Genomic DNA, 15,566 nt, shown 5'->3' on the forward strand with positions numbered 1-15,566 from the left:
CGCAGCTGTTTAACAGATGTTGACGCGCGCGAAACGACCGTCGGTCACAGCACGGCGACGCGGTGAGATCATCTCCACCATGACCGTCGCACACGCGCAGAGCATCGCCTACCCGGCACCGGGATCCCGGCCCTCCCGTCGCGAGCCGGAGCACCTGGACCCGCACGTCATCGTGCTGTTCGGGGCGTGTGGTGACCTTTCCCGCCGCAAGCTCCTCCCCGGGCTGACACACCTGGCGCTGTCGGCGCTCACCCCGGACGTCCGGGTGGTGGCAACCTCGCTCGAGGACATGGACAGCGAGAGCTTCCGGCACTTCGCGCACGAGGCCGTCACCGAGTTCAGCAGCCGGCCGTTGAACGAGGAGCAATGGACGTCCTTTGCCAGCAAACTGCGGTACGTCCCCCAGGGCGCCGGTCCGGAGGCGTTGGCCGCCGCCGTGCACGAGGCAGAGGTCGAACTCGGCGAGAACGTCCTGCGACTGCACTATCTGAGCGTCCCGCCGAAGGCGGCGCTGGCCGTCGTCACGATGCTCCGTGACGCCGGCCTCGTCGAGCGGTCCAGGGTGGTGATGGAGAAGCCGTTCGGCACCGACCTGGAGAGCGCGATCCAGCTGAACGATCAGGTGCACGGCGTCTTCCGGGAGAGCCAGGTGTTCCGGATCGACCACTTCCTCGGCAAGGAGGCGGCGCAGAACATCCTGGCGTTCCGCTTCGCCAACGGCCTTTTCGAGCCGATCTGGAACCGCAACTTCATCGACCACGTGCAGATCGACATCCCGGAGACACTCGGGCTGGATCGCCGCGCCGGGTTTTACGAGGCCACCGGCGCGTACAAGGACATGGTGGTCACCCACCTGTTCCAGGTGATGGCCTTCGTCGCGATGGAGCCGCCGACCGCGCTCGAACCGCGGGCGATCAGCGAGGAGAAGAACAAGGTATTCCGGTCGCTGCTGCCCATCGATCCGGACCAGGTGGTCCGCGGCCAGTACATCGGCTATCGCGACGAGGACGGGGTGAACCCGGAGTCCGACACCGAGACGTTCATCGCCCTCAAGGCGCGCATCGACAACTGGCGCTGGGCAGGCGTGCCGTTCTACCTGCGGACCGGGAAGAAGCTGGCGGAAGGCCAGCGGATCATCTCCATCGCGTTCAAGGAAGCCCCCAAGTCGATGTTCCCGCCGGGCTCGGGAGTTGGAACCCAGGGACCGGACCACCTGACGTTCGACCTGGCGGACGAGACCAAGGTGTCGCTGTCCTTCTACGGCAAGCGACCCGGACCGGGCATGCGGCTGGACAAGCTGAGCATGCAGTTCTCCACCCACGACACCGGCCGCGCCAACGACGTCCTGGAGGCCTACGAGCGCCTGCTGCTCGACGCCATGCGCGGCGATCACACTTTGTTCACCACCGCCGACGGTATCGAGAGCCTTTGGGAGCGGTCGATTCTGCTCCTCGACGACCCGCCGCCGGTCAAGCCCTACGCGCCGGGCTCCTGGGGCCCGAATGCCATTCACCAACTTGTCGCTCCGCACGCCTGGCGGCTCCCGTTCGAGAGGACCTGGCGGGCGCCGAGGTAACCGGCAGCGACTCGTCCCGGCACACTCATGGCGCAGCACTCGGTTGCCTTCTACTCTCTTCCTGGAGTGCCTGACCAGCGGAGATGACGTGGCCGACCCTGCCAGCCCGACCCCTGTGGGATTGACCGTCGGCGTGCTCGGGCCACTCACCGTTCGCCGTGACGGCGCACCGGTCGTGCTCGGCGGGCACCGGCAGTCCGCCGTGCTGGTCGCGCTTGTCATCGAGCAGGGGCGGGTCGTGTCGACCGACGCCCTGCTGGACGCGGTGTGGCCCGATTCGCGGCCGGCCGCTCCGCAGGCAGCCCTGCAGGCCCACGTGTCGCATCTGCGCAAGCGCCTCGATCCCGACGGCCGGCCCGGGCTGCGCAGCGCATCCGTCGAGCGGGTCGGCTCCGGCTACGCGCTGCGCGTCCCGGACGACGCGGTCGACGCCTGGCGGTTCGAGTCCCTGGTGCGGGCGGCCGCCGGGCAGTCCGGCCGGCAACTCGCCGGGACACTCGATACCGCCCTCACCCTCTGGCGCGGGCCGGCGCTACCGGAGTACGCGGACGAGGCCTGGGCCCGGCCGACCGTCCAGCGATGGACCGAACTCCGCGCGGCCACCCGTGAACGGCTGTATGCGGTGCGCCTGGAGACGGGCGAAAGCGCGCTGTTGGTCCCTGAACTGGAGGCCTTCGTCGAGGAGGCGCCGCTGCGGGAGGAACGGTGGCGGCTGCTCGCCCTGGCGCTCTACCGATCCCACCGGCAGGCCGACGCGCTGGCCGCGCTGCGCAGGGTACGAGACCTGCTGGCCGAAGAGCTCGGCGTCGACCCGGGTCCGCCGCTGCGGTCACTCGAGGCGGAGATCCTCGCCCAGGCAGCCAGCCTGCAGGCACCGCTGCCTGTCGTCGAGAAGGGTCCGGCTTCGATCGCTACAGCGCCGATCGATACAGCGTCGCCCGGGCAGGCGTCGCTCGGGCCGGCGCCGCTCGGGCCGGCGTCGGCCGGTCTGCCGGCCGTCCCGGGTGCCGCTCCGACGGGCATCGTCGAGCGGGCGGCCGATCTCGCTGCCATCGACCGCGTGCTGTCCTCGGGGACGGACGGCGATGGCCGGGTGGTGCTGATCGAGGGGCCGGCGGGAATCGGCAAGACCAGCCTGCTGCGGGAGGTCAGAAGCAGGGCGGGCTCGGCGCGGGTGCTGGCCGCCCGCGGAAGCCAACTGGAGCGCGAGTACGGATTCGGTGTGGTCCGGCAGCTGTTCGAGCCGCTCGTGGCCGGCGGCAGCCAGGACGCCATCTTCGCCGGAGCGGCAGGCCCTTCCCGCTCTGTGTTCCAGCAGGCCGATGCCGACCAGTCCGGCGACACCGTCTTCGGTGTGCTGCACGGATTGTATTGGCTCGCAGCTGGTCTCGCCGCCGCAGGGCCGATTGTCATCACGGTGGACGACGTCCAGTGGTGCGATGTCGGATCACTGCGTTTCCTCGGCTTTCTCGCGCATCGCCTCGAGGGTCTGCCGATCGTGCTGGTGGTCACCCTGCGCACTGGCGAGCAGCATGCCAACGAGGACCTGCTGGCCGAGATCGTTTCGGAGGCAGGCGTTGTCGTCATCACACCGCGGCCCCTGAGCAACGTCGGGGTGCACGACCTGGTGCGCAGCCAACTCGGCGCGGAACCCGACGACGCGTTCGTCGCGACCTGCCGGCGCACGACCGGCGGCAACCCGCTGCTGCTCCGGCAGTTGCTCAGAGCGCTGGACGCGGACGGCGTCCGGCCGGCCGCCGCCAACGCCGACACGGTCCGCGCGATCGGTTCTCGCGCGGTGTCCAGCCTGGTGCTGCGGCGCTTCACCAGGCTGCCGGCCGAGAGCCGCTCGGTGGCCAGGGCCGTCGCGGTGCTCGGCGACGGCGCGACGCTGACGCTCGTGGCCGAACTTGCCGAACTCCCGCCGGGCACCGTCGCCGAGGCCATCGGATCGCTGGCCAGGAGCGAGGTCCTCCGCCCTGACTACCCGCTCGAATTCGTCCATCCACTGGTTCACGACGCCGTGTACGGCGACATCCCGCTCGGGAGCAGAGAGATGCAGCACGAGCGGGCCGCGCGGTTGATGGCCGAGGCGGGATTCGCCGCGGAGCAGGTCGCGGCCCAGTTGCTGAAGTCACCGCCGCGCGGCGACCCGCGCACGGTCGAGGTCTTGATGGCGGCCGCCGCACGCAGTGTCACCCGCGGCGCGCCGGACGGCGCCGCCACCTACCAGCGTCGGGCGCTCGCCGAACCACCGGCCGCGCACTTGGAGGGTCAGATCTTCCTCGAACTCGGCCGGGTGGAGACGATGACCGACGTGCCCGCCGCGCTCGAGCATCTCACGGCGGCCTACCGGCGACTGACCGACGTCCGGGACCGCGCCGACGCCGCCGTGATGCTCGGCCGCGTCGAGATCTTCGCCGGCGCCCGCGGCCACGCCAAGGACACCGCTGATTCCATCATCGACGAACTCGGTCCCGAACACGACGACGAACGCCAATGGCTGCTTGCGATGTCGCGGATCAGCAAGCACATGCATTCTCTCGGCCCGCCCGCCGACGAGCAGCCGGCGGTCGTCGGGACCGGCCCGGGCGCGCGCAGTCTGGCCACCACACTGTCCTGGGAGGTGACGCTGGCCGGCGTCGACCGGCAGCGGGCGATCGACCTGGCGCGATTCGCGCTCGACGGTCCGGTGCTGGACGACGTCGACCAGGGCTTCATGGGCGTCATCGCACGCAACGTGCTGCAGATCGCCGAGGCCGAGCCGGCCGGTCAGTGGGACGACGCGCTCGCGAAGGCGTACCGCCGGGGCAGCCTTTTCGCCGTGCTCGGCGCGCAGGTGTGGGGCGGCTACTGGCACTGGACGGTCGGTGACCTGGACGAGGCTCTGCAGTGGCTCCGCAACTGCACGGAGCAGAACGATCTGTGGGGGGCGCACCAGATCGGGCAGACCTATACCGACGCCTTCATGATCGAGGTACTGGCGGACCGTGGCGATCTCGCCTCCGCGCAGGCGCTGCTCGACCGGAACCCGGCGTACTGGAATCTGATCAGCGAGGGCCATGCGCTGTTGCTGAGTGCGCGGGCCAGGGTGCTCACCGAGCAGGGCCGCCTCGACGAGGCGCGCCGGGTGATCGACCGGGTCCGGGAGCTCAGCGACGGGCTCGAGAACCCGGCATGGCGTTCGTGGCAGTCGCCGCTCGCCATCGTCCTCGCGGCCTCCGGGGACGTGCGGCAGGCACGCGAGCTGCTCGACGTCGACCTGGCGTTCGCGCGGCGCTGGGGCACCGCGCGCGGTGTCGGGCGCGTCCTGCGGCTGCGCGGCAGCCTACCCGGCGGTGACGTCGAGGACCTTCGTTCTGCGGTGGCCGTTCTGGCGCAGCGCCCTGCGCGGTTGGAGCTGGCGAAGGCGCAAGCGGCCCTTGGCATGCGGCTCTCAGCTGCCGGGAGCGCCGTGTCCCGCGAGGCGGCCGACGCCCTGCAGGCGAGCTTTGTTCTGGCGGCGCAGTGCAGCGCCGCCGGACTCCGCCGTCGGGTCGAGGACCAACTCGGACGGCTCGGCCTCCCGGTGCCGCCCGTCCCGCGGCGGACCGCCCTGACCACGACAGAGCGCCGGATGGTCGAGATGTCCCTCGACGGCGCCTTCGACCAGGAGATCGCGCAGGCCTTGTTCATCACCCCGCCGACGGTCAGGCAGACGCTGGCAGCGGTGCGCGACCGGCTCGGCGTCACGTCGAACGATCAGCTCAGGGCGGTCGCCGCCCATCGGTAGCGGCCGGCTGACAGCACCGACAGCCACTGACGTCGGCCTGACAGTCCCGCTTCAGCCGTTCTTCAGTGGTTCTCAACCGGCGGAATCCAGGGTGGTGCCAATCAGGAAGGGCCGTAGGGCCACCCACCAGGAGGATCCAGCAATGAGCATTCAGGACATCGCCCGGCCGGGCACCGAGCGCCGGACCCGCGCGGAATCACTGCGCGGATTGTGCGGCGGTGCAGTCCATCTGCCCGGTGACCCCGGCTTCGACGAGGCGCGAATGGCATGGAATCTCGCCGTGGACCAGCGACCCGCCGCGGTCGCCTACCCGGCAACGGCGGAGGAGACGGCAGAAGTGGTTCGCGCCGCAGCAGCAGCGGGACTGCGCGTCGCCCCGCAGAGCACCGGGCACAACGCCGGACCGCTCGGCCGGCTCGACGATGTGGTGATCGTCCGGACGTCGGCGATGACGCAGGTCAGCATCGACCCGGTGCGTCAGGTGGCCAGGGTCGGTGGGGGCGTGCTGTGGCTTCCGGCAGTCGAGGCCGCTGCGGCTCAGGGCTTCGCGACGCTGCACGGGTCATCCCCGGACGTCGGTGTCGCCGGCTACTCACTGGGCGGCGGCATGGGTTGGTACGCAAGGAAACTCGGGCTCGCGACGAACAACATCACCGGCCTCGAGGTCGTCACCGCGGACGGCACGGTCCGGTGGGCCGACGCCCAGCAGAATCAGGAGCTGTTCTGGGCGCTGCGTGGTGGCGGCGGCAGCTTCGGCATCGTCACGGCGCTGGAGTTCAGGATCTTCCCGTTCCGGTCGGCGTTCGGCGGGATGATGGTCTGGGATCGCACCGAAACCGAGCGGGTGCTGCGCCGGTGGGTCGTCTGGACCGGGGACGCCCCCGACGAGGTGACCACGTCCTTCCGGGTGCTCAACCTCCCGCCGATTCCGGACATCCCGCCGCCGTTCCGTGGCCGGTCGCTCGTCGTGATCGACGGCGCGGTGCTGGCCTCGGACGAACGGAGCAGCGAGATCCTCGCCGCCCTCCGGGATCTGAAGCCTGAGATCGACACGTTCGGCAGGATGCCTGCCGCGTCACTCGTCGGGATTCATATGGATCCGGAGGGACCGACTCCGGCCGTCTCCAACACCGTGATGCTGGACGGGATGCCGGACGCGGCGATCGACACCTTCGTTGGTCTGTCCGGCCCGGACTCGCAGTCGTCTCTGCTGATGAGCGAGCTGCGCCAACTCGGCGGCGCGCTCGGCCGTCCGCACCCGGGTGCGGGAGCGCTGCCGATGCTCGACGGAGCGTTCGTCGCCTTCGGCGGGGGCATGGCGATGACGCCCGAGATGGGCGCCGCCACTCTTGCGGACGCCACTGCCTTCGTCGATGCGCTGTCGCCCTTCGGTTCGGCGCGGCAGTACCTGAACTTCGTCGAGCACGCGATCGACCCGAGCGTCGCCTACGACCCGGTGGCCTGGGGCCGGCTGGTGACGATCAAGTCTGCATTTGACCCCGACGGCATCATCGTCGGAAACCACTCGGTGCGCCGGACCTTCGAGATCGAGGACTGAGCGCACCTTCCCCGCAGCGGCGACCTCGGTTGCGCTGACCATCGTCCCGGCACCGTCCCCTCCGGTGCCGGGACGATCTGCGTTCGCCTACGCGATGCCCGCGCGTAGCAGCTCGATCTCCGACGCTCTGCTCTCCGGTCCTCCCGGCGTTTCGAGAATCACCGGTGCGCCCGCCTCGCGGACGATGTCGACGAGCGCCGCGGTGGCGATCTCGCCGTCGGCCAGCGGGGCATGGCGATCCCGGCCGGAGCCCGCTTCGTCGCGGGAGTTGTTGCAGTGCACCAGGTCGATCCGGCCGGTGATGGCGGTGACGTCCTTGACCGCGGTCGCCAGGTCGATGCCGGAGGCATGCGCGTGGCAGGTGTCCAGGACGAAACCCGGCCCGAATTCCCCCACCGCCTCCCAGAGCCGGGCGATCGCGTCGAGATGACGGGCCATCGCCTTGTCGCCGCCGGCGGTGTTCTCGATCAGGATCGGCAGCGGGAAGCCGCCCTCCGCTGCCTGTCGCTCGAACACCTTGCGCCAGTTCTGCACACCGACCGCCGGATCGGCGTCGGCGGTGACATGGCCGCCGTGCACGATCAAGCCCCTGGCGCCGAGCGCCGCGGCCGCCGTTGCGTGCGCGCCGAGCAACTTGCGGCTCGGGATGCGGATCCGGTTGTTCGTCGTCGCGACGTTCAGCACGTACGGGGCATGAACGTAGACCGCGAGGTCCGCGGACTGCAGTTCGGCGGCCCTGGGGTGTGGCTTCGGCGTCTTCCAGCCCTGCGGGTGTGCCAGGAAGATCTGCACTCCGTCGGCTCCCGACAGGCGCGCCTCGGCAACCGGATCGGCATCGTCCTCGCGTGCCCCGACATGGACACCCAGCATCGTCATGGTTCCCGAGGGTAGTGGCGTGTGCCGACAACGCCGGACCCGGAGCGGCCGCCGCTCGTGTCGAGCGGCAGCCGCACCGTCCTCAGGCGTTCCGTTGGTAGGAGCGGAAGGCCCGGGTCGCCACCCAGGTCATGACGAGCGCGAAACTCGCGAGCAGTCCGAGGGACCGCAAGATCACGATCGCATCAGGGTCCTGGCTCAACGCCTCGCGCCCCGCCACGACCGCCCACTCGAACGGGTTGAACCGCGCGACGTCGTGGACCCAGCCTGCTGAGAGTTCGGTGTCCATCAGTGCTGAGCTGAGGAACATGAGTGGGATCGTGAGCAGCTGCGAGATCCCGATCAGCGCGGTCTGGTCCCTGGCGATCAACGCCACCGCGTTGGACAGCGCAGAGAACGCTGCGGTCAGCAGCGCCGCCGCGAGCAGCAGGATCAGCACACCGCCGACCCCGCCGTCGAAGCGCGCCCCACCGAGCCAGGCCACCCCCAGCACGACGAGCGTCTGACCGACTATGAGCACCGCCTGATAGGACAGCGTCGAGACCGTGAGTGCGCCGCGGCTGGTCGGCGAGGTGAGCAACCGGTCCAACACGCCCCGCTGCATGTCCTGGATGTAGGCCGTTCCCGCCCAGGCACTGGCCAACAAGGCCATCATCATGACGATGCCGGGGGTCAGGAACTCCAGGTAGCTGCCCGCGCCCGCGAAGCCGGGGATGTCCACGACAGACCGGAACAACTGGCCGAACAGCAGCAACCAGATCAACGGCTGCAACAGGTTCATCGCCAGAAACGCCGGCACGCGCGCCGCGGCCCGCACGTGACGTCCGGTCAGCAGAGCGGTGTGGCGCAGCGGGGTCAGGCCACGCCGGCCCGGCTTGGCGGCAGGGTGGACCACGATCGCGGCGCTCACGCCGCCACCTCGGACGCCGGCGAGCCGGACTCGCTCATCACAGGGCGGAAACCCGACCCGGTGTAGGAGCGGTAGACGTCGTCCAGGCTGGGCCGGGAGACGGTTGCCTGCTCGACCCGGACGCCCGCGTCTTCCAGCGCGGCGAGTGCCGCGGGCAACGCCGTGGCCCCGTCGGCCGTGCGTACGCGCACCTCGCGGCCCTCGACGCTGATGTCCGCTGACCCGGTGACCCGCCCCACGATCGCCGCTGCCCGTTCGCCGTCGTCCGCTCGCACCTGCACGACAACGGCGTCGCCCTGCAGTTGCGCCTTGAGAGCGTCCGGCGTCCCGGTCGCAACGACCCGTCCCCGGTCGACGATCGCCAGCCGGTCGGCCAGGTGGTCGGCTTCCTCCAGGTAGTGCGTGGTGAGCAGGACCGTCACGCCGTCGTCGTCGGACATCCGTCGGATCTCGGCCCACAGCTCCGAGCGCGCCTCAGGGTCCAGCCCGGTGGTGGGCTCGTCGAGGAAAAGCACTTCCGGCCGATGCATGAGCCCGATCGCGATGTCGAGCTTGCGTGCCATGCCGCCCGAGTAGGTCTTCACCTGCCGGTCGCCGGACTCCCCGAGCGCGAACCTCGCGAGCAGATCCGCGGCGCGGGAACGTGCCGCACGTGTGCTCATGCCATGCAGCTGACCGGCGAGCACGAGGTTCTCGCGCCCGGTGTCCATCGGGTCGGCCACCTGCTTCTGGGCGACAAATCCGATCCTTCGCCGCACGAGGTCGGGCCGGGCCAGGACGTCCGCGCCGGCTACTGAAGCAGTCCCCGAGTCGGGGCGGCACAGGGTCGCCAGGATCTTGACCACCGTGGATTTGCCGGCGCCGTTCGGGCCGAGAAGCCCTAAGACACTGCCCTTCTCGGCGGCAAGAGTGACTCCGTCGAGTGCGTTCAATCGGGGCTTGCCGCGCCCGCCCGGGTAGGTCTTGACGAGCGCTCGCGCGTCCAGCGCGAACTCCCCATTGGGTGCCGTGGGTGCTGCCATGGTGCTGCCATGGTGCTCCTCCTTGCGGTAGGAGCCGCCCTGCGTGACGTACGGCGATAGGATCGCGGCACGCTCTGAGCCGACTGTTCGCAACAGGTTTCAGTTCACGCTGGGACGACTCGGATGCCAGGTGGCTCGGATGTTGACGCATCCGGGCCACCGTTCTTTCTCCTCCCGCGATGTACGGGAGGCGTTCTGGGCCCCGGCCGGACGCCGGGGCGGTTCAGCCGGACGTCACCGCCTGTTCGGCTGCGCGCGACGCGAGGTGGTGCGCCATTTCCTGCGCCAGATCGGCCGGGGAACGGCCCTGCGCGAGCTGCTCGTGCATCCGGACCCACAGGTCCTGTCCCCCCAGCTCGCCACGCCCCAACCGATCGACCAGAGACGCCACGAATTCACGCTCCGCCATGAGCATCGCCATGCGGTAGGTGAACTCCACGACGAGGAGTGAGCGCTCCGGTCAAGCTCTGACAGCCGAACCATCACGCCACTGTCGGACCCCGCTGGTACACACGTTCGAACGGCCGATGACATTGTGTCCGGCCGCCTCGAGAGTCGGAGAACGTCATGAAGGTGCTGGTCGCCACCACCCGGACACAGGGTGCGCGGAGCAACGATTTCGATTTCTGCGTGGAGGGCGAGCTGGTCTGGATAGGGGCGGTGTGCGCCGACGACCGCCGCGATCCGGACGGCGGCTGCGGCTGTGGGCGGGCGTTCGCCGGGATGAGCTCGCACCGGGGCACAACAACGGCCCGGGTCGCCGAGCTCGACCTCGACTTCGCGCACTACGCCGAGGCGCTCCGATCCAGCCTGAAGGCTCAGGGCTGGCCGACGCGGCAGGCCATCCCGATGGCCGGCGAACTGACCGATCTCGCCGACGATTTCCCGATCGGTGCGGTGCTCGAACGCCGCCTCGACGAGATCCGGTGGCGCAGCGTCTCACCGGCCGTCGGCTGATCACCGGCCGCGTCGCGGAAGCCGGACTGCCCGGCTGCGTCGCGGAAGCCGGACAGCCCGGCCGCGTCGCGGAAGCCGGACTGCCCGGCCGTGCTCGCCCGCTCCCGGGGGGTAGCGGGCGAGCACGCCGTCAACCCTCGCCCTCCGCGATGGCCAGCTCCACATGACGCCGGTCGATCCGCTCGGCCTCCGGGTCGTCCACCGCAAGAGTGAGCGCGGCGTGCAGCACCAGCAGGACGTTGCGGCGGACATCGGACGGGCTGCTCGCGTAGTAGTAGTGGACGGTGACCAGCGCGGCGTCGGCGAGGACGTCGCCGACCTCCACCGCAGGCAGACCCCGGGCACCGAAGGCCAACCCGATCCGCCGGTACAGGATGGCCGACACGGCACCCGCCGACGGAACCTGCGGAACCGTGATCGACCGGGACAGGAAACCGCGCGCCGCCCGGAACGCCGCGTCGTCCAGGTAGGTCGGGTGCACGGCGATGACGGCGGCCGCCGCCAGTTCCTCCGACATCAACCGCGGGATGGTGTTGAAGAACGCGGACCGGATGTGCCCGCTCTCCGGCAGCCAGGTGGTACTCAGCCAGCGATCGGTGTCATCCAGGACCAGCACCGGGGTGAGCCCGCGGGAGCGGAACAGGTCAAGGATCTGGCGTCCCTGGTCCATGATCTGGTCGCTGGTCGTACTCGGTTCCTGAACGGCCGCCTCCAGCTCGTACGCGAGCCGCACGGAGACCCCGGCCAGTCCCGGTGCGACACTGAAGCCCTTGCCGCGCTTGACCTTCGGCTGGGTCTCGCTCTCGATGGCCCTGGCCTGACGACCGCGCTCCGGCTCGGTCAGCTGGACCAGCCTGCTGACCACCTGCACCAGGTGACGGACGAACGCCACCGGGTCGCCGGCCACCGCCGGCCGCTCGACGGCCACCGGAATGGCCAGCGGAACCAGGTCCTCCACCAACGGATGCAGGGTCGCGGCGATGACGCTGGACTTCCCGGCACCGCTGGTGCCGACCAGCGTCACCCGCTCCGAGCGGCGCAGGGCGGCCGCGAGCGCCTGCTCGCAGCTGTGCGTGCCGGTCATCGTGTCGAACGGGACATGCGTCGCGTAAAGCTCCTGATGCCGCGGCGACGGGTTGAAAGCGCTGGTGTCGTGCAGGATCTCGAGATCCGCCCTACTCATGACGATCCACCCCGTCCGATCCCGTGCCTCCGGCGGGCTTCGTACCCCCGACGGACCCAGCACCCCCGACGGACCCAGCACCCTCAATGGACCCCGTATCCCCGACGAACTCCGTGGCCGGCGTCAGCCGGTACAGCTTCCGCGGGCGGCCACGCCCGGTGTTCTCCTCCCGCATCTGGACCAACCCCCTTCTCTCCAACTCCCCGATGACCTGCACCACACGCGGACGGGTCCAGCCCATCCGGTCGAGCAACTGCTGGTCCGATGCGCTTGCCCAGCCGATGCTCTCGAGTTCCTGAGCGAGCATCCGCGCCGGCCGGCTCACCTGTTCCAGTGCCGCTGCCCTCCCCCTCAATCCCTCCGTCAACCTCACTGCCTCGACGCCAGTCAACCCCCTGCCCCCGACAGTGGGCTCAACCAGCAGCTCCCTGGCGATTTCCAGCAGCCGGCGCGGGGTTTCGGGATCGGCCTGTGCGACGGCCGCGATCAGGCTCTCCTCCGCGACGCCGAGGGGCTTGTCGAACCTGAGCCGCAGCAGGTCGGCGACCTCGTCCGCTGTCAGCGGCGCCAGGCTCACCCTGGTGTCGAAGAAGACGTCCGCCGGCGGCCGCAGCAGACCGGCGGCATGTGCGGTCGACGCGGTGACCAGCCAGCGGGCGTCCACCTGCCACAACTCGTCCCGCAGCGCCCCGAAGAGTTCCAGCCCGGCGGCGGGCTGCACATCGTCGACGACGACAACCCGCGGCGGGAGCGCGTCATCGGGCTCCGCGAACGCATCGACAAGGGCGGCGACCATTTCGACCGGGTTCCCGGTCGGCTGCGGACCCGGCGCCGACCCGTTCCGCGTCGCCGTCAGGATGGCCGCCAGCAGATCGGCCGCTGTGTGCGCCGATTTTCCCCGGACGTAGGAGTACCGCAGACCGTCGGCCGTGTCGTGCGACCGGTACATCAGTGCTCTGACCAGCGATGTCTTGCCGCTGCCGGGGTCACCGGTCAGTAGGCAGTTCAGGCCGGAGCGCAGGGAGAGTTCGATCCGGCGGAGGGTCGCTGCGCGCCCGGCGAACAACGCATGGTCGCCGAAGTTGTCCAGCAGGGGCCGACCACTGAGATTCATAACCTAACTATACTTACAGTAAGAAGTGTTAGGAATCATGCCCGTCAAGCTGGAACGACGGGATCCTTCACGCCCGGTCGACGATCGCCTCGCGCCCGGATCTCGACACCCGATCCAGCGCATCCATCAGCGGCCGCAGTCGCCCGGTCTTCACGACGAACTGGTCGGCGCCGGCATCGAGCATGGCGTCCCGCACGGATGGGTCGTGCCGCCCGGTGAACACGATGATGTGGATCCCGGGATGCATCTCCCGCGCCGACCTGGCGACCTGCGGCCCGCCGCCCGGCATGCTGTAGTCGAGGATCAACACGTCCGGACGCCATTTCTCGACCTGCTGCACGCAGGTCTCGCCGTCAACGGCCTCACCGACCACCATCAGCCGCCCCGCGCCGGACAGCACCACCTTGATCGCGTCCCGGATGTGTTGCTGGTCGTCACAGACCAGCACGGTCCGGACATCGCCGGGTTGCTGCGGTATCACCGGACACTCCCCCCGTCGGTCACGCCCTCGGCTGCAGCCCGGGCGTTCCACTGCGCTGCTCCGCCGTGTCGCCGTGCTCCGGTCGGCAGCATGAGCGCAACCACTGTTCCATGCCCGGGCGAGCTCTCGATGGTCAACACGCCCCCCTCCGCGTCGGCGCGGGCACGCATCGTCGCGATGCCGAAATGCCCCGCCCCTGCGTCGAGGCTCTGGGCTCCGACACCGTTGTCGGTGAGGGTGAGCCGGACGCAATTCGCGCGCTCCTCCACCTCGAGGGTGACCCTGGTCGCCCGGGCGTGCTTGCGGACGTTCATCAAACCCTCGCGCAGGATGCGGTAGGCGGCCTCCCTGGCCGCGAAGCTCAGCGGCACCGGTTGCGACGACGTCACGGTGAACACCGTCGGCGTCCCGGTGAAGATGCCGTCGGCCAGGGCCGCCAGGGCGGGTTCGAGGCCGGACCGCAACTCGTACGGGCTCAGCGCGACGACGATGAGATTGCGCAACCAGCCGACGGACATCTCCAGCTGCACGGCAATCCGGTCCATCTCCTCGCGGACGGTGTCGTCCGACCGCAGGGCGAGGTTGTCCAGTCGGAGCATGGCCGCGACGATCCGCTGGATCGGCTCGTCATGGATGCTCTCGGCGAGCATCGACCGTTCCCGGGTCTCGATGCCGGCCAGCGTCTCCAGCAGTTCCTGCTGACGTCCCGCCAACGCGGCGAGCCGGAGGTCGCGGTCATCGTCGGCGACCTGTCGCGCGCGGGCGGCGGCGATCACCGCGCCCGCCGCATCGGCCAGCACCTGGAGCAGATCCTCGTCGCCCACCTGGTACGGCGCGGCGGGGTCGGTACGGAACACAGCCAGTTGACCGAGTACATCGCCGTTGTGCCGGACCGGAGCGGCCATGAAATGAGCCAGCCCGTCGAACGGCCGCAGCACGGCGGGGTTCGTGCCCTGCGGCCACGGATGGCCCGAACGAAGTCCCTCGAAACCCGGGCCTCCCGCGGTCACCGCCCGTTCGAGGGCGGTGATCATCGCCGAGCGCACGGCGTCGTCGGGGTACGTCACCAGGTTCCATTCGACGGTGCTCTTGTCCCAGGACCTGTTGCGCAGCACCACCCCATCCCCGAGGGCCGCCGTCGCCAGCCCGGCGATCCGCTCGATCAGTTCGTCGGCAGGCAGTTGACCGGCCGCAAGGGTGTCGCCGATGCGCCTGATCAGCTGGAGCCGGGAATGCGCGGCGACGGCCTGCTGACGCTGATCCGGTTCGCGCCCCACAACGGTGTCGGTGACATCGACGTGAGTGGCGTCCGCCCGCTGCAGCACCCCGGTCTCATCGATCACCGTCTCGACGATGCAGTGGAACTGCCGGCGGTCGCCGGTACTCGGGTGCACGATGCTGTAGGCCAGCGCGTGCCGGCCCGCCGCACGGACCGCCACCTGCCATTGCCGCAGCACAGCCGCCCGCTCGGCGGCGGGGACGATCTGTTCCGGGATACCGATGACCACCGTTGACGGTTCGACGCCCCACAGCGCCAGCAGCGCGGCCTCGACATTCCACCCCGTCCTGCGGTCGAAACGGCAGGTTCCCCATCGTCCGCGCGCCTCTTCTTCGGAAGGTTGCTGGTGTCCGTGCACCCGCACCTCTGGCGTCAGCTCCCGCAACTGAGCGAGGAAGTACTGCTCGCCGTCCGGCGCCCGGACAGCGGTGACGAACACCTCTACCTGCAGGGTCGCGCCGGAGACCGTCACCTGGGTCCGCCTGCTTGCGCCCGGGACCAGGTCGTCGCCGGTGTACGGAGCAGCGAACCAGCACGCCGAACGCCCGCCGGACTCCGGTGAAGGGTCGAGACGCCGGAAGTCGGTCACAGACCGGCCGAGGACCGGTTCGGCGCCGAAAAGTTGCTCGGCCGCCGGGTTGGCAGCGGCGACCTCGAGCTCCGCATCGACGAGCAACGTGGGCAGCACCGAGAGCTGAAACGACAACCCCAGCCAGGAATGTCGGGTGAAGGGGTCGGCAGCGGTCAACACGGCGCCGTCGAAATCGTCCATCCCCACCCACATCCGGTTCCAGCGATTTACGCTCGGCTACCGCGCTGTCACCATACGCGACGATGG

11 protein-coding genes and 1 pseudogene are annotated in these 15,566 nt (G+C 69.9%); 4 read left to right on the forward strand and 8 right to left on the reverse strand.

Translation table 11 applies throughout. The features are described 5' to 3' along the window. Positions 1-79 precede the first annotated feature (79 nt). From zwf to ACVBEQ_RS11620, 3 genes are all read left to right on the forward strand, one after another. Positions 80-1,576: a glucose-6-phosphate dehydrogenase gene (gene zwf, locus ACVBEQ_RS11610; RefSeq protein WP_447153424.1), complete on the forward strand. Its 1,497-nt coding sequence runs from the start codon at positions 80-82 to the stop codon at positions 1,574-1,576. Positions 1,577-1,664: 88 nt separating this feature from the next. After that, positions 1,665-5,348: a BTAD domain-containing putative transcriptional regulator gene (locus tag ACVBEQ_RS11615; RefSeq protein WP_447153425.1), complete on the forward strand. Its 3,684-nt coding sequence runs from the start codon at positions 1,665-1,667 to the stop codon at positions 5,346-5,348. A gap of 142 nt (positions 5,349-5,490) precedes the next feature. Beyond that, the gene (locus tag ACVBEQ_RS11620; RefSeq protein WP_447153426.1) at positions 5,491-6,906 is read left to right on the forward strand and encodes an FAD-binding oxidoreductase; all 1,416 of its coding nucleotides are present in this window, start codon (positions 5,491-5,493) and stop codon (positions 6,904-6,906) included. An 87-nt stretch (positions 6,907-6,993) separates the two neighbouring features. Here ACVBEQ_RS11620 and ACVBEQ_RS11625 read toward each other — a convergent pair whose 3' ends face one another. From ACVBEQ_RS11625 to ACVBEQ_RS11640, 4 genes are all read right to left on the reverse strand, one after another. Next, a complete protein-coding gene (locus ACVBEQ_RS11625) occupies positions 6,994-7,782 on the reverse strand; it encodes a deoxyribonuclease IV (RefSeq protein ID WP_447153427.1) in 789 nt (262 codons plus the stop codon). Positions 7,783-7,864: 82 nt separating this feature from the next. Further along, positions 7,865-8,692: an ABC transporter permease gene (locus tag ACVBEQ_RS11630; RefSeq protein WP_447153428.1), complete on the reverse strand. Its 828-nt coding sequence runs from the start codon at positions 8,690-8,692 to the stop codon at positions 7,865-7,867. Beyond that, entirely contained in the window at positions 8,689-9,714 is a 1,026-nt protein-coding gene (locus tag ACVBEQ_RS11635; protein ID WP_447153429.1) for an ATP-binding cassette domain-containing protein, read from the reverse strand. Before ACVBEQ_RS11635 ends, ACVBEQ_RS11630 begins: the two co-directional genes overlap by 4 nt. A gap of 223 nt (positions 9,715-9,937) precedes the next feature. Beyond that, positions 9,938-10,153 carry a hypothetical protein gene (locus tag ACVBEQ_RS11640; RefSeq protein WP_447153430.1) on the reverse strand — a complete coding sequence of 72 codons (216 nt, stop codon included), beginning with the start codon at positions 10,151-10,153 and terminating at the stop codon, positions 9,938-9,940. Positions 10,154-10,281: 128 nt separating this feature from the next. Between ACVBEQ_RS11640 and ACVBEQ_RS11645 the strand changes: the two genes are divergently transcribed. Then, positions 10,282-10,671 carry a DUF7715 family protein gene (locus tag ACVBEQ_RS11645; protein WP_447153431.1) on the forward strand — a complete coding sequence of 130 codons (390 nt, stop codon included), beginning with the start codon at positions 10,282-10,284 and terminating at the stop codon, positions 10,669-10,671. 130 nt (positions 10,672-10,801) lie between these two features. Here ACVBEQ_RS11645 and ACVBEQ_RS11650 read toward each other — a convergent pair. The 4 genes and pseudogenes from ACVBEQ_RS11650 to ACVBEQ_RS11665 all read right to left on the reverse strand — a co-directional run. Further along, positions 10,802-11,739, reverse strand: a pseudogene (locus ACVBEQ_RS11650) (hypothetical protein); the annotation flags it as partial. Positions 11,740-11,846: 107 nt separating this feature from the next. Further along, positions 11,847-12,968 carry an AAA family ATPase gene (locus ACVBEQ_RS11655; RefSeq protein ID WP_447153432.1) on the reverse strand — a complete coding sequence of 374 codons (1,122 nt, stop codon included), beginning with the start codon at positions 12,966-12,968 and terminating at the stop codon, positions 11,847-11,849. Between the two features lie 67 nt (positions 12,969-13,035). Beyond that, positions 13,036-13,449, reverse strand: coding sequence for a response regulator (locus tag ACVBEQ_RS11660; protein WP_447153433.1), 414 nt, complete (start codon positions 13,447-13,449; stop codon positions 13,036-13,038). After that, on the reverse strand, positions 13,446-15,500 hold the full coding sequence (locus ACVBEQ_RS11665; RefSeq protein WP_447153434.1) for a sensor histidine kinase: 2,055 nt from the start codon (positions 15,498-15,500) through the stop codon (positions 13,446-13,448). Before ACVBEQ_RS11665 ends, ACVBEQ_RS11660 begins: the two co-directional genes overlap by 4 nt. Between the last annotated feature and the right edge of the window lie 66 nt (positions 15,501-15,566).

It is taken from the genome of Nakamurella sp. GG22, assembly GCF_052976845.2.